Here is a 20,130-nt window from a genome sequence, read left to right on the forward strand (position 1 = left end):
ACAAAAGCTCTATACGTGCAAACAGGGACTGAGGTTATACTTCTCCAAAGAAACCATTTAGCACCAGAAGACTTAGGTTTTGTTTTAATGTGGAGGATGTTGAAGTCTGGGTAAGTCAAATAATTCCCATGGTTTCCAAAAGCCCAATCCAGAAATTCTTTTTCTACATCACTCCTGTCAGTATCGGGGTTTGATACGTGTTCTCTTACAGGAATTAATTCTGCTACATCTATTAAAGAAGCTTTGTAGCTGTAGCCATCTGGAATATATAGACCATTATCGTCTGCTCCAGATGAACAGATAAGTTGAGAGTTAAAATGAACATTAACAGACGGGAATTCTCCCCTTACACCAGCTACAAAGCCGTCAACTTTTGAGTGAGCATAGTTGACTGCATCGTTGACTTTCTGGTCCCACTTGTCAGCCTGTGTTGCGAACCGTTCTACAAGCTGAGAGGTGTCATTTTTTAGTTCAAGTATTGCCTGTGTTAAGTCCATCTTCTACCTCCTATACAAGTTTTGTTATTGTTAATTTCCCTGTAAGAGAAGTTGGGTTCCCTTTACTATCTTCTACTTTGAACGTGAGATTTGAAACAGTTGAACCATTTACTTTCCAGTGGTTCGAAAAGGACGCAAAGTTTGAGTTGTATTTTGCTGTATCTGATTCGTCATAACTGATTCCACCCTGAATGGAAATTCCCTCATCACAGCAGAACAACTTAAATGAGATTGCTGAATCGTCATCTAACTGGTCAACTGGAGAAAAGCTGTGTTGATTTCCGTTATTATCAGTTAGATAAATAACAGGTTTATCACTGTAGCTGTCATCTATGAATATTGCTACTTCGTAAATCCCTTTGGTAAGTGAAACATTTGCCTTTAGTTCCTTTTGACCTGATGCTTCAAATACTACGGTTTCTCCGATATCTAAGGATGAACCCTCTTTTGGACTGTAGGTTATCTTTTTTCTGCTTTTCAGGATGTAATTAGCCGTATCTAAACTCGTGTAGTTGTTATCTACGTAGTCCTTCGTTGCATAACCGTCCAAGTCGGAAGTTTTTGCGAACGTACTATCAACGTAACTCTTATCTGCTTTTGAGCTTTTGAGGTTCTCTATTTGGGTTTTGATGTCGTCTATTTCAGATTGAAAACCTGCTACAACGTCCGAATCTACTTTTTCCTTTACCTGAGCAAGGAGTTTCTCTATCTTGTCTATTTCCTCCTCTACCTCGTTTAGCTTGCTTGTGTTGACTACTCTTAGCTTTTCGGAGATGTCTGTTATTGCATTTCCTATCCTTGCTAAAACCGTTTGGTCTGTGAGCTCTTCAAGGAGAAGGTTTTGTTTTATTTCTTCTGCTCTTTCCTCTAAAATGGTGATTCTCGGAACCTGAACGTTTTGAAGCTCCTCTTTTACAGCATTGGCAGTTGCAATGGCTTCGTCTGCCTTATCCTTGATGGATATGATTGCTATTTCGTGGTTTGTCAGCATCTGAGCTATTTGCATAAACTCTTCTGTGTAAAGGAGTTTAAGGTCTGGATTGCTTTCAACTATCTCTATCTTGTCAAGTGGAACGTCTGTTACTCTGATTGAAATCCCTGCAAGGAGTTTCAGGTTTTTGTTCTTCCATGCAATCGGAACTTCAGGGTGAGACCAGACGAAGGCAAGTGTTCCGTCCTCAAGATACCAGCCTATCTCCCTTATCCAGAACTCAGGTGCGTTTTCTGGAATCAGGGCAGATAGGTCCATGTAACCGTCCGAGGGGAAAACTTTTCCGCTTGAAATCGGGATTCTGATTATTTCGTTCTTTAGACTTGTCTGGTCTTTGTCTGGAGTGTATCCTGCATCTCCAAAACCTATGTGGGTTAGTTTTAACTTTACCTCTGGAAGTCCTGAAGCCTGAAAGAACTTTTGAAGTCCTGCCGTTGTTGTTATCGGTATCAGCTTTATCTCTTCTGCCATTAGTTGATTCCTCCTGTGAGGTTAATCCTTAGAAAAGCAAGTGAGTTAAATGAGCCTGAAACTGCACAGGAAGAGGAAAAGCTCCACTGTGTTTCTGTTGATTCAAGGGAAGCCTTTGAAACTTCGGTAGCTTTAGCAGTTGAAAAGATTGAAACTCCGTTTTCAAGGGATAGTCTCTTTTCCGTTTCCTCTTCAAGGGTGGTTTTTGTAAACGAGACAGGTTCTATGCCAGTTCCGAATACTCTGTACTCTCCGTCCTGAGACATTAGGATTTTCTTTTCGGTGTCTTCCTCAAGGGATGCTTTTGTGAAGGTTGATAGCTTTGAGTTTGTAGCTATCTTCTGTTTGTTCTTAAAGAAGACGTGGAACTTTAGTTCGTCTAACCAGCTTCTTTCATTTTTGTATTCATTTATTAGACGTATGAGTTTTTCCTGTACTTCTGGAGAAAGAGTTATTCCTAATTTCAGGAGATTTTCAAAAAAGAGGTCTATTTTAAATTTGTAAGGTTCTCCACCATACTCAAACCATTCTTTGAAATTTCCTTTTATTCCTAAAGAATCTAAAGCTTTCTCAACGGCGAATCTTGTTCCTTTGAATTTATGCAAGTCTATTGCGTTTGCTAATTGCTTCCTATAAGATGCTGGAAGTATCTCAACAAAATCAAATCCAAGATTGCTTGCAAGGAGGGGCAATTTATCTTCAGAAATAGTGTCTATATCAATCAAATTCCAGAGGGCTTTTACTTCTTCTAAAGCTACATCAAACTCTGGAGATAGAATTTCCTTAATAAACTCATACCAAGGTTCATTATCCTTATAAAAATCAGGAAATATCTCATGAAACTTCAATAGTTACCTCTCCTAAAGTAAGGAGTTTGTAGGTTGTCTCTGGAATAACATCAGAAGATGGAGCGATTATGTGGCAGTAATCAACTCCGTCTATCTCGTCTATCAGTCTGTAAATGTCTGAAATTCTAAATGCCTGTCCTGGAGAAAGCGATTTGAAATAATTCCTAAGCAAATTAATTGCCTTCTGCCTAATGCTTTCAAGGTTATAACCAACAATACCTTTTATAGAAAGCTTAATGTCAATAGGAACAAACTGAACATCTTTTATATTAACTTTATCTGTTAAGGCTCTTCTTACTGCGAGAACTTCGTCAACCTTTCTCTTTAGTGCATCATCTGCTACGACTGGATTACCGTTTATGTCCTCAGTGGCTATATAAAGGTCAACAACTCCAGGTTCAGGGGAGAAAGCTACAGCGTATTTCACCCCTTCAACTAAGGTTTTAGCAAGATTTTCGTAATCCCAGCCTGTTACAGCTCTTTCGTTTGTTTTCAATCTCACTATTGCATTCCTTTTTATTTCCTCAATGCTTTCTTCGTCGGTTCCCCCTGTAAACGGAGTATCATTTCTAACCATTACAGGAACAACATTCCCGCTAATATCAGTGATAGTGTCTACTATATTCGTAAGTCTTCCTGAAAGAATATTTCCTTTTGAGCCCTCAGTTAATAATACTTCCATGAGAACTCTTGAATTCTTTGGAGGATTTACAATGGTAATCACATAACTTTCAGGAGTTTCCTCTATTTTAAAAGCGTTAGTTTCATTTAAAACAAGGTTATCTGTTTCAAAGTACTGCTTTCCATCAACGTAAACTTTAACATCATATAATCTTTTGTCTTTAATCTCAAAACTTTCATAGAATTCTCCACGGGCAGTAAAAATTAGGGTTTGAACTTCTCTCTGGATAGCTCTAACACTAACTTCTTTTTTACCTGCCTTAAGAGTGACTGTATCCTCTGTTTCGTAATAGATGCCGTTAACTTCAAGTCTTGTGCCTTTTGGAATAATAATATCTTTGTCCCAAGGAGAATCAAGGAAGAATGTAACTGTTCCTCCTGCTGGTTTCTTTCTCTTAGGAGAGTAACCAATAAGCCTTGCAAGGCTGACTACACTTCTTCTTTGCCTTGCTTTGTCAAAAAATAATTCATTCTCAAGTTGGTTTACATAAAAACCGAGCATATCTATCGCAAAGGCTACAGCTTCGATAAAAACTGTACCAATATTTGACTCTGTAAAGTCATTAACCTTGTTTGGATATTTCTCTTTTATTCTCTGAATTATTCTCTCTTTGACGGCATCAAAAGAAAGGTCATACTTGATACTCATAATCCTCCCTCAAAATAAAAAAGGCTAAGACAGCCGACTAACTGCCTTAGCCTTTCAAAGTATTTTAATGCAAATGAATTGCTAAGTCAATTATTGAAAAAGCAAATTTGATATACTTAAAAATCATTTCAAATTTTAGAAGAGCTAAGAAATGATGAAAGAACTAACGATAACTAAGTTGGCAAGATTTATCAGTGCCCATTTAACAAATAGTGAAATAGAAGAAATTCTTCTGGAAGCTGGTGATTCAGAATCTTGTAGGGATTGTAATGAACCTATTTCTGTTTACAGAAAAAACAATCCACAGTTTTCCTCTAAGGAGAAACGTCTTAAAAATGTTTTTTTGTATTATTCAAAACAAACCTGGTATGATGGAAGTTACTATTACTGTTTATTAGAAATTATAAATGCTTTTTATACTAAAATACATGATTTTAAAACTACTGATGAGGGAAAAGAAATTTTAAAAAGACTACATGATGACGGTATTGAAATAGAAAGACTTGGAATTAAAAAGGAACTTTATGATAGTTTTGATTTACCAGAAAAGATTAGTCTTATAAGAGAGAAACTCACAGACTATAATCTTGAAATTTCGCTTCATCACATTGATGAAGCTTTATCAAGTTATAAACTGGGAAACTATGCATCTGCCAATAGCCAAATTAGAACATTCTTTGGTGCTTTTTTTCAGGAAATAATGAAAAAGCTTCAAAGAGATTGTGAGGGCGAAGGAGATTGTAGAAAGAAGTTTTTAGAATTTTTTCTTAAACCGGTGTTGGATGAAAAAGAATTCAAAGCTATAGATAATATGCTAACTGGATTTTCCAAGTTTCTACATTCCAAAGGTTCTCATCCAGGTATTCCTGATAAAGCAACTACGGAATTCCGCCTTACAGTAGCTGTAGCATGGGTTTTATATACTCTGGAGTTACTTAAAAATAAGATTTAGTAAATTGGAAAGTTAATATCAACCTGTTTAGTTCCTGTAAGCCCTATTATCTCGTAATAAATCTTAAACTTTACATAGTTTTCCTTTCTCTCAATCAATTCTAAATCTCTAAAAACAACTCTTTTTTCCCATTTCTTTATAGCTTCCTCAACTACAACCCTCATTAACTCTACGAGGACATCATCATTAGGTTCAAAGATTACTTTCCTCCAATCGGAACCAAAATTCCTAAGCATTGCTCTTTCACCTTTAGCTGTGAGAACTATTTGTTTAATACTATCTGCAATAAGAGCCTCATCTTCTTTAATAGGTGGAGTGGAAATTGTTCCTTTATTAAAACCAAGTCCAAAGCCCTTATATACAGCCATCTTTCCCTCACAGAATTTTCTCATGTTCTTCTGAAGTTTCTGCATTTTGCTGAATCTCATCTACAACTGCATTGGCTATAGCAGTAGCAAATCGGTACATCCAGTTGATTTCGTCTCTTCCCAAATTTCCTATTCCAAATCCTTGGGATTCAAGCTCATTTATTATTCTATTTCGCAAACTCTCCTTTGATAGAGCCATCTCTACCCCTTGCTTGCCTTAACGTTTATTGAATAGTCTGAATGAGGTTTTCCTGTAAACGGACAAATGCAATCTTTTGTAACTACTCCAGATAAATCTCCAGTTCCACCATCTATTAAGACTTCTCTGTTTGCCTTGATTACTATTTTTCCATCCTCACGAAGAATTAAAATTTCATTGCCGTTGGGGTCTATGATTTTTATAAATCCTTCATCATCCGAGATATGAATCAGATTTCCAGATGGGGTTTTAATTAAAAACTGCTTGTTGTTTTTCATTTCAGTTGAAGGTTCACCTTTTCCAAACCAGGTCCCTATCCAGACGGGCTTTGTTGTATCAGGCTTAAGGTTGTAGTTCCCCTCAAACGTTACCCAAACTGTATCTCCTTTCTTAGGAATCATCCAAAAGCCATAATCAGAGCTCCCACCTATCGGTAAAACTGGATACGCCCAAGGTAAATCCTCTGTTCTATATCCGTCATAAAGCCCAATAACTCTCACTTTTAATCTTCCCATTCCAAGAGGGTCTTTGTCCTCTTCCACTATTCCTCTATAAAACATTTTTAGCTCCTATTGATAGTTCCTGAAACTGGTTGGTTTGCCGTAGAAATGGCGTTCCTTATAAGCCTTAGTTCTGTCCTAAAATCCCCTACGGAAATAGAGTGTTTTACTCCAACTACTTGGTAAATACCGCTTGTGTAATGGAGTTTTACCCTCTGCCCTTTCTTTATGTAGACGAGAACTTTAATGTTGGATAGTGGCTTTATATCTGGATTTCCGAAAATTTCAGCTGAAGCAGTTACTGGGATATCGGCACTTTTACCCCAAAGGTTCTTTAAAACAGTTAATTCCTTTCCCGTTTCACTGGAAAATGGTCTTAAACTCTCAGCTTTTACAGAAACCTTTTTAGTATCAAGTTTTACGTTCTTAACTGTTTTCTGATTTATTTCAAAAACCTGCTTTTGCTTTGTAATTGGGTCGTAGCGAACTGCTTTGACATTTTCTCCAGTTGAATTGATTCCTAAAAGCATGCTGCCTTTCACTTCTGGTTCAAAACTGATTAAGGGCTCATGCTGCAAATGAGTTGCATTGTAAGCAAAGGTTTTAATTGGTTTATTTTCCAGGGGAAGTCTTTTGAAGTGGAGCTTGTTGTCTTTCCAATTTACTGTAAATGGAGATTCATTTGCCCTTTGATTGGCAAAGGGTAGTAGTTTCTTTAGGATGAACTCGTAATCAGTTTCATTCTGCTGATAGAAAGTCCCCCTTTCTTTGACGTCGTCAACTTCACACTCTATTCCATTTTCCCTGCATATCTGTTTCACAATATTTGAAGGTGTATCGTGAAAACTTCTGTTTTTCTCCTTGCTCATTAAGGGAATTCCGCCCTGAGCAACTGTTTTTATTTCAACCTTTATTCCCACTGGCATAAAGTGAGGAGTGTAATCAAGAATTTCTCCCTTAAAGATATAAGACGATTGCCTCTTTCCGTAATCATCTATCCAGCCAAATTGAAATTCAATTTTTTCCCCTATGTGGGAAGCAAGAATTGATTCTACATAATCCCCAATCAAGTCGAAAAGTGAAATAGTAGCCGTAGCTATTTTATCCGCTGGAATATCTATTTCTGCAGAAACCTTTTGAACATCGGTTGGTAATTCTCTTCCGTTTAACTTTACTATTAAAAACGGTCTCTTGTTAACGGGAGCCATTTATCCAGTCCTCTATATCTTCAACGTAGGGAATTTTCAGTTTTTTACCAGGAATTACTTCCTCTAAGGGATTGAGAATGTCGTTAGCTACGGCAATAGCCCACCAGTAATCGTGGGTTCCATAATAGTTAAAGCTTATCAAGTCTAAAGCTCCTTCTTCTCCAGGTTGAACAATATGAATAGTCTGGAATCTCCTGAATTCAGGTCTTTCCCAAAGCCCGTAATGGTTTCCGTAAACAGGAGTTCTTGCAAAGCGTGTACTGGACATTATTTCCTCACATCGTATGCTGAAATCCTATCCTCGTGAACTGCGAATTCAATTGAAACTGTTGCATACCTTGGTAGCCCCCTCCTAATATCCCAAACATCACCGTATTGAACTTCAACATCTCTAACGTTGCCAGTGCAATTGAAGGTATTTCCCCATATTAGCTTTACATCTGGTGGAGTCGTTAAAACATTACCAGATTTAGCTGGATAGGTGAGGCTCTTTAAGAAATTTATTTTCTTTTCTACTTCATCCCCTCTTCCATAAAAAGTAAGAGAGAAGCTTATGGACCTTAGAGATGAGGCTGAAAAAACAGGAACCGGTGCTGAATTACCTATGACTTCAACGTCATTATAGTTTGCACTTTTTCTCTCTATTAGGTCAGAAGGCTGTAACATTCTACCTTCAATCTCAAAAGACAAGTATTCCTTAGTTGTAAGGTCTATAAGCATCCCTTTCATGTTCTTTAAATAGCAAAACCTCCACTAAATTTCATTTTTGCCTTCTCCTTTCCTTAAGTTCGCTAATAAACCTGTCGATAAACCACTTTCTTTCTGCAACTGTCATGCTCATGGCTTCTGAATAGCTTATAGAAAAGTGTCTTGTGAGGATGTAAACTTCCTCAAGCACAGCATTTAGAAACTTACTCTTCTCTGAATTCGGTAGGAAGAAAGAACTCTAACGTAATTGGAATATTTGCCGTAAAAGACTTGCCACACAAAGGACACTTTAAGTCCTGTCTAAAGTCAACTCCATGTTCAAGAAGTCTCTCTGCCTTTCTTAGTTTTGCGAGCTCTCTTCCTAAAAGCCCCTCAATGAAATCTATCCTTTCTGAAAGGGGAACTTCCTTGCCGTCCAGAGCTCTTATCATATATGCGTAACTCACAGAGTATAGGTCTTCTAAACTTCTGCCCTGAGCTGCCAGCTGGGATTTATAGTTGTTAACTTCTTCTACTTCCTGAGAAGTTAAAGGAGATAGAGCAACTTTTCTTCCGTTTATTTCAATTTCTAAGGGGAGCTTATCAACCTGAATTTCCTTAATAGGTAACTTCTTCAAATCTATGAACTTCTTGAAAACCTTTTTACAGGCAGGACAGTCTATTTCTACAGAGTAATCTGGAAAGTAAGAATTAACTCTTAACCATACCAGGAGGAAAGATTTATCCCCTTCTGATAGTTCTTCTGCCTTTGGACCTTCTTTTATACATCTATTAAGAACCCTATTAATAGCACTTTCAACCGTATCTCCATTAGCAGAGGCTATTATTTTTTCTTCCCTTCCTGTTATGGGTCTAATCAAAACTTTTCCACTATACCCTAAAAGACCCTTGCTTGGCAGTTTAACCTCTATAGCTTCGGGTTCAACAAAAGCCATACTATTCCTCCCCAGCTTAAATTTCTAATTCCATATAGCGGTAGATTCCTTGAACTTCATACTGCTGTTTTTCTGAGGCTGACCAGTCCCAGTTTTGATTGGCAGGTTTGAGCCACATGGAGCTAAATTTGTAGCTGAAGAGCTGATTACCTGTGGTATCAAGAACTATTAGCCTTCCATCAAAAGAGAGGTCCTTTACATCCTGTTGAACTCCTCCATTCTTGGGGTCGAAAAGCATTCTCGTACAGGCTTCAACAAACTTAACCCCTGTGAGATTCGTATCCTTTCTAATATCAATGTTGAACGTGATATCTCCAGCTCTTATTTGTCCTGGAAACCTGTCAACAAAATTGAGGTATGGAACCTCCACCTCTTGAACTTCGTTTCCCTGTATATCAACTACAGCTATCTCCATAGAAATTATTTTTGACTGACCATTTATCGCAGATAAAACAGCTGGAGGAGGGTATACCTCCATAACTGCCATATTCTTTCTTACAACATCTAAAAGGGGAGCCATAGGGCTTACTTTTCCTACAGATGGTGGAGTAAAGCTAAAACCCATTTTTACCTCCATGCAATTTAATTGCTCTACTGAACGTATTCGTTAAACTCTGCACCTGTTCTTAGAATTCCGAACTCACTAACAACAATCTCAGCTGCTTTCGTTGGTTTAATTAAAGCCTTTCCGTACATCAGATATTTATCTATTCTCTCAGGAGTGTTGGTTGTTTCATCACAAATAGTCTGAAAAGCGTATATGCCTCTTCTTCTCTTTATATCTTCCAAGAATGGGTCAACAAGTCCCTTCCACTGCCTCCATGTAAATGGGTCGTTAGGCTCAAAAACGAGGTATTTAGTAGAGGTAGCAATAACTTTTCTAATATAGAGAAGAAGCCTTCTGACATTTACTCTGTCGAGTGCTGATGGTTTTCTCTGTAAGGTTTTTTGCCCCCAAATTGCTATGCCGTCTTTCTTAAATCTGACAATTGGGTTTAAAGCATTTTGATTGCCGTACATTAACTCCATTTCACCTTCAGTGGGGTTATACTCGACATTAAGAGGAGTAACGAGTTTTCCTCTATTTAAACCTGCTGGTGCAAACCATGGGTCAGCTACCTTATCCGTGTATGCATAGACTCCTGCTACGAATCCTTCTGGAGGAACCCAAATTTCCCTATCTCTCCACCGGTCGTAAACCTTTAGCCATCCGTAGTACATAGCTCCGTAAGAACTGTTAAATGCCTGGAATGCTCCACCATTTCCGTTGTGCCACTCCACGGCTTCCTGTGGAGTCATTCCTTGTGGAGTGCAGTGAATGCTCATGCAATCGCCTCTGCTTTCACATACAGAAAGGCATTTATTGATTACTTCTGGTTCTGTCCATCCTGGAGCTGTTATGATGTTGATGTCTATTTCGTTAGGATTGGCAACTGTATCAATTGCTTTCATTACATTGCCAGCGGTTACTTTACCTCCGTCAGACCCGCCTGTGAGCTTAACTGTTGCAGGTGCTGGATTATTTGTGGATAGAACTTTGAATTTGACATACTTGCTGCGGGTGTTCTGGATAAATTCTTTGGCTTCTGGATATTTAGAGGTTTTCCAGTTAATTACCTCAACAACGTTATCAGATTTATCAAGAGAAATAAGGACTTTATAGTAATCCTCATTAATGGAGGATACAGTAACAACAATTCTGTTGTAGTAGGAACCTTCTCCAATAGCCTCTACTTTTAGAACGTCTGCTCCCCCTGAATCCTTAAGTACTGCCGATGCCTTGGTTGCATCGTCTGGAACAACTCTTATACAGTAGAGCATATTTCCCTTTTCAAGAAAGGCTAAAGCACTGAAAAAGTCCTGATTAATGGCAGATAAAATCGGCTGACCATTGTCCCCAAAGAAAGTATTAATCAGCATATCCGTAACTGATGTAAGTGTAGGTTTAAAACTTTCTCCTTTTGGAGAAACTATTGGCATAGCACAGATAGAACTTGATAAAGCTAATGCGTACAAAGAAAAATCTTCTTCCTCTGTATAAGAGCCTGGAACAACAAATACTCCCATAATTTAGCCTCCTTATTTGACTTCGGAAATTTCTATGAGACCTCTTTCTTCAAGCCTCTTGAGATTGGCTGGAATTTCAGAAAGCTCTACCTTTAGCTTTTCAAATGGATTAAGTCTGACTCCGCAGATTGTTAAATCTTGACCAGAAGAGTTCTTTATGAGAAAAGTTTTTCTTTGAGGTTGTTCCTTGTTGGATACCCCTACATCCTGAATTTTTTGATTTTCTTTATTTTTCTCCATTTCCTTGTTTTCAGTCTTTTCCATAATTCCTCCTCTCATAGAAATAAAAAAGGGACTAAGACCGACTGAAAGTCTTAGTCCCTCATTGATATGTTAATGCAAATAGATTGCTAAGTAAAGAGTTCGTTTGTAAAGAACAATTTAAAATAGAACTATCTAATTTAAAATAGTTAATTGATGGAGAAAAAAATGGATGGACTTGGCTTTGAGTATTTACTGTTGAGAATCTTCGAATGTGGGATGAAAGAATCTATCTTAAGATACTTAACAAAAGAAGAAATTGCCGAACTTAAAAAAGCATTAGTGGATAAATCAAGCCTTTATGGGATTTCCGTAAATAAGGAAGGAAAACTAACAGTTGTTTTGTACAAAGGAGATGATCCTGCTGGATTGGCAAGTGCAAACACTTTTAATAACTGTAAGCGGGATAAGATTTCTTTTTTGAAAACCAAGACAGTAGTAGCTTATGCTATAGCTACAGCCAATAGTCTTATAACGAACAGATGTAATGACCTTAGGGATCCTGAGGATTATAGACTTATGGATAAGTATCTTGAGGATGTCTTTAATGCAAAAGATTGTGATACTCTCTTTAAAACTTTAGTAGATTATAAAAGTAACTTTCTGGGGAGATTTAAGGATTGTTTCTGTCCAGAGTATTAAAGAGATTTTTAGAAAAGCCAATAAAGTTGAAATCTCGCAAAGAGAATAATGAGAAAAATAAATTTCGCCTTAATCTTCTCAAAAAAGAGACTCTTCCGTATTATCAAGAATTTATCGAATATTTTATTAAACATCTCTGCGAAATATCTTATCACTATCAACCTTGTAAAATGGAAAACGAAGAACAGAGAAGTTTTTACATTTTAAATTATCTTTTAACACATATTATTCCTTTTTATGATATTTGGGCGTTAACCTACAACGGAAAAATTGTAGGTTTTGCTGTTGTTCTTCCTGGTCCTGATACTTCTTGCTTGACTTACTTGTACATTGACAAGAAGTATAGAGGCAGGCGATTAGGATTATCCACTCTTAAAATATTAGAAAATCATTACGGAAAGCTTCACTTATATATAGAAGAGGAGAGGAGTAAAGAACGCATTCCATTCTACAAAAAGGCTGGATTCAAGGTAGTAGATTCAAAAGAAGAAAAAGGGGCTAAATATTTAAAGCTTGCTAATTGGAAATAATACCGATACAGAATAAACTTTCGAATGACAAGCCTTTTGTTTATCTCTTTCTTTAACATAGGAAGATTGAGCAAAAGGTAATTTGAAAACGGTATTGGTATAAGTACCCTTAATTGTCTGTTAATTCTATTAATTCATTTACTATTGTTTCAATTCTTTTCGTTTCTTTCTCCCCAGCAGAAAGCCAGCTCTCAATCCTCAAAGTTGCAACAAACCTCAAAATCCGGTCTTCAGAATCAGACTCTAACTCAGAAGCATCTGAGATGTCCTCAAGGAAAACAGGAAAAACAAGCCCACCACAATTTATCTTCCCACCATAAGCAAACCAGTGAACAAGCTGGGTCTGGAGATAAGAAACGTCTGAATAATACTTACACCAAACGTCAACCTGATACTGAACATCAACGGGAGTGAACTTTGTTATGTTCCAGTCTAAATCTTCCCTTTTGGCTGGAGCTCCATACCACGGTCTAATAAAAGCATTAAACCTTGAAGGATTAGGCATAACAGAAACTCTGAAAAAGGAAACTATAGGAAGAGACTGCCTTGAATCTTTGGCAAAGGCTTTTTCTGGAATTGCATAAATAACTTTTACTGGAACGCTATTACCGTTCTTATCAAGGTAAACAAGTCCTTCAAGAGCTTTCTTCAAACCTTCATCAATTTCTCTAAGGGTTACCATTTTCTCCCTTTCTCTTTCAGGAACCTATTCCAGAAGTAACGGATATTCTTTGAAACGTAATCGAAAGCTGGTCTCCAATGAGGTCTTGGAGGCATTCTTCTTGTTCCAAACTCCAGCCATTTAGCAAGGTCTCCCATCTTAACCGTTCTACCTTCAAAGTAGTGAATTCTCTCTTTATCTACTCCAGCAACGTAGAAATTTCCTGAACGATATACTTTAAAGGTATCTAAATACTGTCCTGTAGCTATTAAAGTTCTTGTATCAAGTCCTTTTTTCTTTTTCCATTCAAGGTATTTAGGAGAAAAAGGCTGCCACTTGTTAGCCCATCTTTGCTCTAAAATCGCAGTTTTAGCTGTTTCTACAATCTTCCTTGCTACATATTTATCAAAACCTCTTCCGAGTTTCTCACCTTCTCTCTTCAGCTTCTGCCTTATTCTTTTGGCAGGTTGATAATTTCTACCTCTAACTTGAATTTTAACTGGCATTTTCGGTAATCCTTTTAGCAGTTGCTACAAATTGGATGAAATTTCCTGTATTTCCAAAAAAATCTCCTCTATCGGGTCCAAAGGTGAGGATTTCGTATTCGTCTCCTTCCTTGAGCACTACTCTATCCCCAATTGACACCGTCAATTTTTTTTCTTCAAGTAAAGGCTTGGAGAAGGTAATCAGCAGGTCCCTCTGCTCGTCTATTCCGTACTTTGAGAGAAGTTTCAATGGTGGATTTCTGACAACAAAAGCATCTATTTCTACGGGTTCTTTATAAACTCTGCTTTTTGTTTCTCCGTATAAATCATCAACAGCGGTAGATTCTTTATCGAGGACTTTAACCTGTATGGTCTCAAAGTAGAGTTTAAAGAGTTCCTTATGAAAACCTTTGGTAAGAGAGAGTTCATACTGTCCAAATTTCACTTTCTTCCAGCTCCTTTACCAGCAATCTGTCTACTTCTCTTCTTAATTGCAATTATTTTGCACGTTTCATAGGCTTTCTTTTCTGAATAGCCAAGACATTTGTAGTACTCAACACAATTGGCAAATCTTTCTCCAGTTCCAGCTCTGCCTTTGAAGTGGATTATTTGAGAACCATCATGGACTGTATATTTATCAAGGCACTTTTGCTTTTTCTTATTGTCAAGTTTTTGTTTAGTTTCCTGAATAACTGCTTTAACGTAAGACCTGTACCATCCCATAGCTCACCCCGTTGTAAAGAAGCCGTAGAATTTCCTCTCCTCAACTCTTCTCTTGTACTCCTCTTCTGCTTCTTGAGCCTCCTGAAGGAGAACGTCAGCATCAAGCTGAACGGTTCCCCCTGGAGAAGGAACTCCTGAAAACTTCCCTCTAATAGTTCTAAGAATTCTCCTTGCTTTAGCACCTACAAGTAAGAGGAAGAGCTCCCCGATTTCTGTACCTTGTTCTATTTCCCCTAAACTGTAAGGAGTGACGTATTCAACCGCACAAACCGAAGAGGAAGTCGGAGGAGGATTGAGATATAGGACTCCATCTTCCCATTCCCAATCTGGGTCTGTTCCATAAGCCCTTTCAGCCATCTCAGTCCATGCCTTAAGGCGGGCATAGTAAGCTATGCTAAGAAAATTTCCTTCCGAGAAAAGGCTGAAAATATCTTCGGGAGGGTTGGGAATATAGGTGACACGAAAGGGTTCATAGGGAAAAGGATAGCTCTGCTGACCAGGAGTAAGAAGAAGGGCAACCTTGTTCTTTTTTACAAAATCACTGTTTATTCTTGATAGTGCAAAAGATATGCAGCGGTTTATTTGCTCGTCTGTTAATTCCACTTCAACTTTGGGATAACCCAATTCTGAAAGGACTATATCTTTAACTTCTTCAAAGGTCATTTTTTAATCCAATTTTTAAGAATTGGAAAGAACGGCGGGAGGCACACTATTTCACCTCCTGCCAGCTTCTTACTACTTCAACTTTCTTGGTGAAATCAAACTTTATAGAAGTGCCATCAATAGAGAAAGGAATCTTGTAGTATTTATCTCCCCCTGAAACTTCGGAGCCGTAGAAATGAGCAATTATGTAATCTTTATAAATTTCTACTATCCAACCGTCCTTAATTCCTTGAGCTTTTGTGGCTTTCGCAAACTCTCTTCTAATTAAATCAGTTAGTTGATTAAGGCTTATGTTTTTTGGAAGTTTTAAAACTTTCTGAAGAGCATTCATAGGATATTTTTTTTGAAGGCTTTGGAGTATGGTTTTATTCATTCTTCTGTGCCTCCAGAATAGCCTTTATCAACTCATCTTTCTTCAAACCTTCTGTCTCAATCCCCATCTTCTTTGCTATCTCCAGGAGTTCTTTTTTATGGAGCTTTTCAAGTTCTTCTTCAGTAAAAAGAGGAGCCTCAGAGGGCTCCTGCTCTACCGGGGAGGAGGGATTCGAGACTACCGGGACTTCCCTGATGGCAGAGGTCTTTACAGGTTTAAAGTCCTGCGGATAGACCTTGACCAGCTCGGCGTCTTCTATGACATCATTCTGCTCTATTCTGATTCTCTTTCCCTTGAAATATCCTGTAATTACTCCAGGAGTTACTTTTATCCACTTATCAGCCATCATTTACTCCTTAGCTTGTGATAGTTACAAGACCATAAAGTCTTGCATTGACGGCTTTGAATGCTTCTCTGCTTCTAAGAGCCTTTTTCTTTGTGAATGGGTCGATTCTGTTGTTAACAACCTCTGGCACTGCAGGGGAGATTTCGAACTTGTAAGGGAAGTATCCAAATCCCATTAGAAGTGGGTCTGCTGGTTTTATTCCAACAACTATTACATCATCTGGTAATTGAGGGTTGTAATAAACAGTGTACTTCTTATTAAGGGTTCCAACCCTTGCAGAGCCTACGTTCCCTTCAACGTTTGTATTCCCTTCAAATCCATCAAGATCTCCTACATGAGCAAGGGCATCTGTACCGCAGAGGAGAAACTTGTTTCCTACAGGGATATAGCCAAGTTGCTTAGCAATAGCTGCGTCAACCTGATTGATAGCCTTCTTAAGTAAGAACATGTGGTCCTTGTCGCTTACTCCAGAAGGTGGAGTTACACTCCATGTAGCCTTAGCACCTGATGCCTGAGCTAATGCATAGAGTTCAAGATGAATTTTTGCTTCTGTTTCAAAAATAGCCTGTTGGCTCATAGCAGAAACCATGTCTGGCTCAAGGGAGATGCCAAAGTACGCCTGAACATCCTCCTCAAATTCTGAAGTCCAGGAAGCTCCAATTTTTCTTGACATTACTTTAACTTGCTCACTTTCATATTTAAACTTGATTTCTGCATAACTGTTGGATTCCTGGTCGTACCTATAGGTTGCCTTTACAACCTCACCCTTGGCTGGAGCTGAGGAGAACTCAATAGAAACCTGTCCCGTTGAATAGTTTATAGTTCCAGAAACTCCATCTCCAGAGATATTTCCTGAACCATCATCCTTGCCTACTATTGTTCCAGCAATCACCGTTACTGTTCCTGGAATAACAGGTTTAAATTGGAGAGTTGCTGAAAATGTGGTTTTAGTACCGTCTCCTGTGCCAAGGGATGGGTCGTCAACAACTAAGTCTGCTGCAACATAGGGCTGGTATTTATTGTTTGTATTGGTAGCTGCAAGTTCCGTTCCTGGTTTAAGAGACCCTTTTACGCTGTCTAAAACAGGCTTTCTGTAGAAAATCTTTCCTTCTGGAGCTACTAAACCTCTTACATGGACAACTTCAAAAGCTGAAAGATTCTGATAAACATAGCTAACCATTCCAAGGTAGTTAAGGTCAAATGGAGGAATATCTGCCGTTGTGTTTGCTTCACAGATTATTGATTTTCCTTGGAGGAAAGATTCTAAAACTTTCTCTCTTTCAACTCTGGCACTTTTTGCAACCTGTTCAAAGGCGTTATTGATAGCTATTGCCATAGAGGCTTTATCGTCTGGAGATAAATGTTCGGGGATAAAATCCTTATAGTCCTTTGCCAGTTCAAGACCAAAATTCCTGTACTCTTCATGACTTTCAAAAGTGATGTGAGCCATCTTTTACCTCCTTACTGGTAATCCAAGTTTTTCGTAGATAGTTGTTACGGAAACGGTTTTCTCTTCGTTTACGCTGCTTTTCCCCTTTGGCTCTCCCTGATTGCTTTCGTCTATCGTTTTTCTTATGCTTTCTTCAAATTCCTGGATTAGCTTATCAACCTGCTCTTTAGACTTAGCTTCTTTAAGAATGCCTGCTTCTTTGATTTTGTTTCCGTATGGTGATTCAGAGAGTTTCTGCTCTATATATAAAGCAATTTCCTTGCGTTCTACGTCCTCTTTAAGAGTTTTAATTTCGTCATCCTTCTTCCTTAAAGACTCTTCTAACTGCTTTATTCTGTCTTTTAATTCCTCAACATGCTCACCTGCAATACCCTCACTTATGAAAGGCTTGAGAATATCGATTATTCCCTCGACAGCAACTTTTGCCCCTGCTATATCAGGGTCGGAGAGGAGCTCCTCTTTAATTTCTTCTCTCATTTTTGAGCTTTTCTGTTCTATAGCTTCTATTACTCTCTCTTCAAATTCCTGTCTTAGCTCCTCTTTCGCCTCCTTTTTAATAGCTTCAACAAGGTCTGGATAATCTCTCTTTAAAGTTTCCAGCGTAAGCTCCATCGGTTTATCCTCCTTCGATTCTTTTATCGGCTCAGGGAAAGCTCCTGGAGTTGATGGGTCATAGACAACGTCAAAAGCGAGGAATTCGTAGTCCTCTCCAACTACAACGGTTCCGTCTGCCCTCTTTATAAGAGTTCCAGAGCCTCTTGAAGAGATTCCAAACTTCACGCCGTTGTCTATGAGGTTTTTAAGGATATCTCCCTTTGGAGTTCCTACAAGAACTTCTGCTTCTCCAATTACTTCTCCCTTATCGTTCATAGAGAGAGAAGTTATCTTTATTGCAGCTTCATCAAGCCTTGTTTTTCCGTCGGCAGGGTGCTCTATCATCCCAAGAGCTCTGCCTTCCCTGATTAGTCCTTGATACTTTGCAACAGCCTTTTCAAGTACTTTCTTTGGGTAAATTCTTCCATTTCCATTTTTTACATCTGCTCTCTGGAAAATGCCCTTAAACTTGTATTTGCCATCTTTTGATTCAACAAGCTGAGGGGTTATTTCTGAGACAAAATCAATTATCAGCTGTTTACTCATCTTTATCTCCTTCGTCCTCTTCACCAAAGAAGATTTCTTCAACGTCTGTAAGGAGTGCATCTATGTTCTCAATGGCGGCTTCAATCTCCTTTTCATCGACATCATTATCCTTCAAGCTTTCAAGGAAGTCTGCTAAGTATTCAAGCTCTGCAATTGCAGATTTAATGCCTTTTGTATCTTCAAGTTCTCCAAGGATTTCGAGGAGAGCATTGATTCTTTCAAGAAGCTCATCTATTGTAGGCAATTGAGTTGCATTTTGAGATTCACCGAATCTTTGCCTAAATTTCTTTCTGTACTGCTTAAGTGCAGTTTTGTTTCTTTTAGCCCACTGCTTAACAGCTCGGAGAATCTTTGCTTTGTTTCTACGGTAATAAGCTTTTCTTTTTGCCCTGACAGATGCAGGGACAACTTTATGTTTCATCTTTCTTATACCAACCCTTATAGCTTCAACTATTTCTTTATCCTCTTTCTCATCCTTATAAAGTTTGGAAAGTTTCTCAATAAGGGGCTTCATAGTAGAAGAGGATGTTTTAACTTTTCCTTTTGCTACACTCTCTATAAGCTGGTCAAGTTTCTTTTTTATAGGTCTTCCAGATAGGAAATCTTCCACAATGTCAGCGGGAGTGACTGTGGACTCCTCTATTGGTTTTAACTCTATTTTATCCTCTTTGAGATAAGCTCTATAGTGTTTCCCTTCATGCAAAATAATTGCACCATCTTTGAATGTTCCCAAAATTTTGACATCGTCAAGGGATTCTTGAATTTTCTTTCTGATGTTCTCAGCTTTTGCTTCAAGACTTTCCTGTAAGAGCTTATCAATTATGCTCATTCCAGTCCCCCCAAAATAAAATAAGGGCTAAGACCGACTGAAAGTCTTAGCCCTTTGATAGTATGTTAATGTGTAAAATCTATAGGGTCAAGAGTTATTAAACTATCCCTTCGGTCAGTTTAGGAAATTACTAAGTTAGGTAGGAAAGTCTCTTCTTAAGAAGTTTTCTGTTGAGCTTCCTAATTTTCCTCTCTTTAAGTTTTCTTGGAATAGAGAGGAGAAGGTAAAGAATTCCCTCGGCTATCGAGAGGAAAGTTCCGATAGATACAACGGCTATGAATACGAAAAAGAGAAATCCGAATAATACTTCCATAGCATAGAGCCTTTCATTGGTGGAAAAGTTAGTGAGCCTTTTTTTCTGTAGGCAATGCAAAGTAAATAAATGCCAATCCTAAAATTAATATTAATAAAGCCATTAAAATCTCAAGTATCAGCATTACATAACTCCTTTATACGATTAACTCTGTCCTTCCACTCCTTAATGAATATAATCAAGGAAGCTGTGAAAATGTAGGAAAAAATTAAACCTGATAAGCTCCAAAAACAAAATCCATTAGTTCTTATAAGCGTAATAGTTGCACCTATTAAAAGCAAATCTGCCGTGAAAACTTTCCCCGTAAGCCCTTTATAGAAGTCTATTTCAGTTTCCAGAGCTTTCAGTTTTCTCTCAAAATTGCCCATTGTCTGCCTCAGAGGTTATTTCATCAAAATTAAGTTTATCAAAGTTACTATAGATTCCAAAATCAAGTGTTACAAAGGATTTCCTGTATTGATTTCTCTGCAAAATTCCTCAAATCCTTCACCTTGACAAAGGCTTCCAACTTCACAACCATATTTCTATCCTTCATTCCTATCACCACATTCCCCCTAAATCCCTGTTGCTTTAGAGCAACTATAAAAGCGGAAATTGCATTGATTTCCTCCATGTTAATGATTCCGCTTTTATCAGACAT

General features: G+C 38.0%; 30 protein-coding genes. 3 read left to right on the forward strand and 27 right to left on the reverse strand.

The window, feature by feature from the left end:
• The 4 genes from FN732_RS05495 to FN732_RS05510 all read right to left on the reverse strand — a co-directional run.
• A partial coding sequence (locus tag FN732_RS05495; protein WP_142935564.1) for a hypothetical protein occupies positions 1–497 on the reverse strand: 497 nt, incomplete at its 3' end.
• A 10-nt stretch (positions 498–507) separates the two neighbouring features.
• Complete coding sequence (locus FN732_RS05500) at positions 508–1,959, reverse strand: phage tail-collar fiber domain-containing protein (RefSeq protein ID WP_142935565.1); 1,452 nt, start codon at positions 1,957–1,959, stop codon at positions 508–510.
• Complete coding sequence (locus tag FN732_RS05505) at positions 1,959–2,807, reverse strand: phage tail protein (RefSeq protein WP_142935566.1); 849 nt, start codon at positions 2,805–2,807, stop codon at positions 1,959–1,961. Before FN732_RS05505 ends, FN732_RS05500 begins: the two co-directional genes overlap by 1 nt.
• Entirely contained in the window at positions 2,794–4,137 is a 1,344-nt protein-coding gene (locus FN732_RS05510; protein ID WP_142935567.1) for a baseplate J/gp47 family protein, read from the reverse strand. The genes FN732_RS05505 and FN732_RS05510 overlap by 14 nt, the downstream gene beginning before the upstream one ends.
• A gap of 154 nt (positions 4,138–4,291) precedes the next feature.
• Between FN732_RS05510 and FN732_RS05515 the strand changes: the two genes are divergently transcribed.
• Positions 4,292–5,089 (forward strand): hypothetical protein, encoded by a 798-nt coding sequence (locus FN732_RS05515; RefSeq protein ID WP_142935568.1) that lies wholly within the window; start codon positions 4,292–4,294, stop codon positions 5,087–5,089.
• Here the strand turns inward: FN732_RS05515 and FN732_RS05520 are convergent.
• The 11 genes from FN732_RS05520 to FN732_RS05565 are packed head-to-tail and all read right to left on the reverse strand — an operon-like array spanning position 5,086 to position 11,338.
• Complete coding sequence (locus FN732_RS05520; protein ID WP_185954257.1) at positions 5,086–5,457, reverse strand: GPW/gp25 family protein; 372 nt, start codon at positions 5,455–5,457, stop codon at positions 5,086–5,088. The two genes, FN732_RS05515 and FN732_RS05520, sit on opposite strands and share 4 nt — an antisense overlap.
• Positions 5,458–5,464: 7 nt before the next feature.
• A complete protein-coding gene (locus FN732_RS05525) occupies positions 5,465–5,656 on the reverse strand; it encodes a hypothetical protein (protein WP_142935570.1) in 192 nt (63 codons plus the stop codon).
• Between the two features lie 2 nt (positions 5,657–5,658).
• The gene (locus FN732_RS05530) at positions 5,659–6,198 is read right to left on the reverse strand and encodes a phage baseplate assembly protein V (RefSeq protein WP_185954258.1); all 540 of its coding nucleotides are present in this window, start codon (positions 6,196–6,198) and stop codon (positions 5,659–5,661) included.
• Between the two features lie 20 nt (positions 6,199–6,218).
• Positions 6,219–7,364 carry a phage late control D family protein gene (locus FN732_RS05535; protein ID WP_142935572.1) on the reverse strand — a complete coding sequence of 382 codons (1,146 nt, stop codon included), beginning with the start codon at positions 7,362–7,364 and terminating at the stop codon, positions 6,219–6,221.
• On the reverse strand, positions 7,351–7,632 hold the full coding sequence (locus tag FN732_RS05540) for a hypothetical protein (RefSeq protein ID WP_142935573.1): 282 nt from the start codon (positions 7,630–7,632) through the stop codon (positions 7,351–7,353). The genes FN732_RS05535 and FN732_RS05540 overlap by 14 nt, the downstream gene beginning before the upstream one ends.
• The gene (locus FN732_RS05545; protein ID WP_221928603.1) at positions 7,632–8,093 is read right to left on the reverse strand and encodes a CIS tube protein; all 462 of its coding nucleotides are present in this window, start codon (positions 8,091–8,093) and stop codon (positions 7,632–7,634) included. The genes FN732_RS05540 and FN732_RS05545 overlap by 1 nt, the downstream gene beginning before the upstream one ends.
• 31 nt (positions 8,094–8,124) lie before the next feature.
• Entirely contained in the window at positions 8,125–8,262 is a 138-nt protein-coding gene (locus FN732_RS09570; protein ID WP_185954259.1) for a hypothetical protein, read from the reverse strand.
• Between the two features lie 13 nt (positions 8,263–8,275).
• Complete coding sequence (locus FN732_RS05550) at positions 8,276–9,007, reverse strand: T4 family baseplate hub assembly chaperone (protein ID WP_142935575.1); 732 nt, start codon at positions 9,005–9,007, stop codon at positions 8,276–8,278.
• 16 nt (positions 9,008–9,023) lie between these two features.
• Complete coding sequence (locus tag FN732_RS05555; RefSeq protein ID WP_142935576.1) at positions 9,024–9,572, reverse strand: hypothetical protein; 549 nt, start codon at positions 9,570–9,572, stop codon at positions 9,024–9,026.
• A gap of 26 nt (positions 9,573–9,598) precedes the next feature.
• Complete coding sequence (locus tag FN732_RS05560) at positions 9,599–11,074, reverse strand: phage tail sheath C-terminal domain-containing protein (RefSeq protein WP_142935577.1); 1,476 nt, start codon at positions 11,072–11,074, stop codon at positions 9,599–9,601.
• A 12-nt stretch (positions 11,075–11,086) separates the two neighbouring features.
• Entirely contained in the window at positions 11,087–11,338 is a 252-nt protein-coding gene (locus FN732_RS05565) for a hypothetical protein (RefSeq protein ID WP_142935578.1), read from the reverse strand.
• 153 nt (positions 11,339–11,491) lie between these two features.
• Here FN732_RS05565 and FN732_RS05570 point away from each other — a divergent pair, with 153 nt between their 5' ends.
• Both FN732_RS05570 and FN732_RS05575 read left to right on the forward strand, forming a co-directional pair.
• A complete protein-coding gene (locus FN732_RS05570; protein WP_185954260.1) occupies positions 11,492–11,977 on the forward strand; it encodes a hypothetical protein in 486 nt (161 codons plus the stop codon).
• Positions 11,978–12,003: 26 nt separating this feature from the next.
• Positions 12,004–12,507 (forward strand): GNAT family N-acetyltransferase, encoded by a 504-nt coding sequence (locus tag FN732_RS05575; protein ID WP_342778607.1) that lies wholly within the window; start codon positions 12,004–12,006, stop codon positions 12,505–12,507.
• Between the two features lie 109 nt (positions 12,508–12,616).
• On the opposite strand, the gene FN732_RS05580 is transcribed toward FN732_RS05575, so the two are convergent.
• The 12 genes from FN732_RS05580 to FN732_RS05635 all read right to left on the reverse strand — a co-directional run bounded on the left by FN732_RS05580 (position 12,617) and on the right by FN732_RS05635 (position 20,130).
• Entirely contained in the window at positions 12,617–13,189 is a 573-nt protein-coding gene (locus FN732_RS05580; RefSeq protein WP_142935581.1) for a hypothetical protein, read from the reverse strand.
• Positions 13,183–13,674, reverse strand: coding sequence for a hypothetical protein (locus tag FN732_RS05585; RefSeq protein WP_142935582.1), 492 nt, complete (start codon positions 13,672–13,674; stop codon positions 13,183–13,185). The genes FN732_RS05580 and FN732_RS05585 overlap by 7 nt, the downstream gene beginning before the upstream one ends.
• Positions 13,664–14,098: a hypothetical protein gene (locus FN732_RS05590; RefSeq protein ID WP_142935583.1), complete on the reverse strand. Its 435-nt coding sequence runs from the start codon at positions 14,096–14,098 to the stop codon at positions 13,664–13,666. The genes FN732_RS05585 and FN732_RS05590 overlap by 11 nt, the downstream gene beginning before the upstream one ends.
• On the reverse strand, positions 14,095–14,376 hold the full coding sequence (locus tag FN732_RS05595) for a hypothetical protein (protein ID WP_142935584.1): 282 nt from the start codon (positions 14,374–14,376) through the stop codon (positions 14,095–14,097). Before FN732_RS05595 ends, FN732_RS05590 begins: the two co-directional genes overlap by 4 nt.
• A gap of 3 nt (positions 14,377–14,379) precedes the next feature.
• Entirely contained in the window at positions 14,380–15,039 is a 660-nt protein-coding gene (locus FN732_RS05600; RefSeq protein WP_142935585.1) for a hypothetical protein, read from the reverse strand.
• 46 nt (positions 15,040–15,085) lie between these two features.
• Entirely contained in the window at positions 15,086–15,412 is a 327-nt protein-coding gene (locus tag FN732_RS05605) for a hypothetical protein (RefSeq protein ID WP_142935586.1), read from the reverse strand.
• Complete coding sequence (locus tag FN732_RS05610; RefSeq protein WP_185954262.1) at positions 15,405–15,758, reverse strand: Rho termination factor N-terminal domain-containing protein; 354 nt, start codon at positions 15,756–15,758, stop codon at positions 15,405–15,407. Before FN732_RS05610 ends, FN732_RS05605 begins: the two co-directional genes overlap by 8 nt.
• A 10-nt stretch (positions 15,759–15,768) precedes the next feature.
• Positions 15,769–17,208, reverse strand: a complete 1,440-nt coding sequence (locus tag FN732_RS05615) for a hypothetical protein (RefSeq protein ID WP_142935588.1) — start codon at positions 17,206–17,208, stop codon at positions 15,769–15,771.
• Positions 17,209–17,211: 3 nt separating this feature from the next.
• The gene (locus FN732_RS05620; protein ID WP_221928604.1) at positions 17,212–18,348 is read right to left on the reverse strand and encodes a hypothetical protein; all 1,137 of its coding nucleotides are present in this window, start codon (positions 18,346–18,348) and stop codon (positions 17,212–17,214) included.
• On the reverse strand, positions 18,341–19,177 hold the full coding sequence (locus FN732_RS05625) for a hypothetical protein (protein ID WP_142935590.1): 837 nt from the start codon (positions 19,175–19,177) through the stop codon (positions 18,341–18,343). The genes FN732_RS05620 and FN732_RS05625 overlap by 8 nt, the downstream gene beginning before the upstream one ends.
• 130 nt (positions 19,178–19,307) lie before the next feature.
• Complete coding sequence (locus tag FN732_RS05630; RefSeq protein ID WP_142935591.1) at positions 19,308–19,490, reverse strand: hypothetical protein; 183 nt, start codon at positions 19,488–19,490, stop codon at positions 19,308–19,310.
• Between the two features lie 430 nt (positions 19,491–19,920).
• Positions 19,921–20,130: a hypothetical protein gene (locus FN732_RS05635; RefSeq protein ID WP_142935592.1), complete on the reverse strand. Its 210-nt coding sequence runs from the start codon at positions 20,128–20,130 to the stop codon at positions 19,921–19,923.

It is taken from the genome of Balnearium lithotrophicum, from assembly GCF_900182585.1.
In the GTDB taxonomy this organism is placed as follows: Bacteria; Aquificota; Aquificia; order Desulfurobacteriales; family Desulfurobacteriaceae; genus Balnearium; species Balnearium lithotrophicum.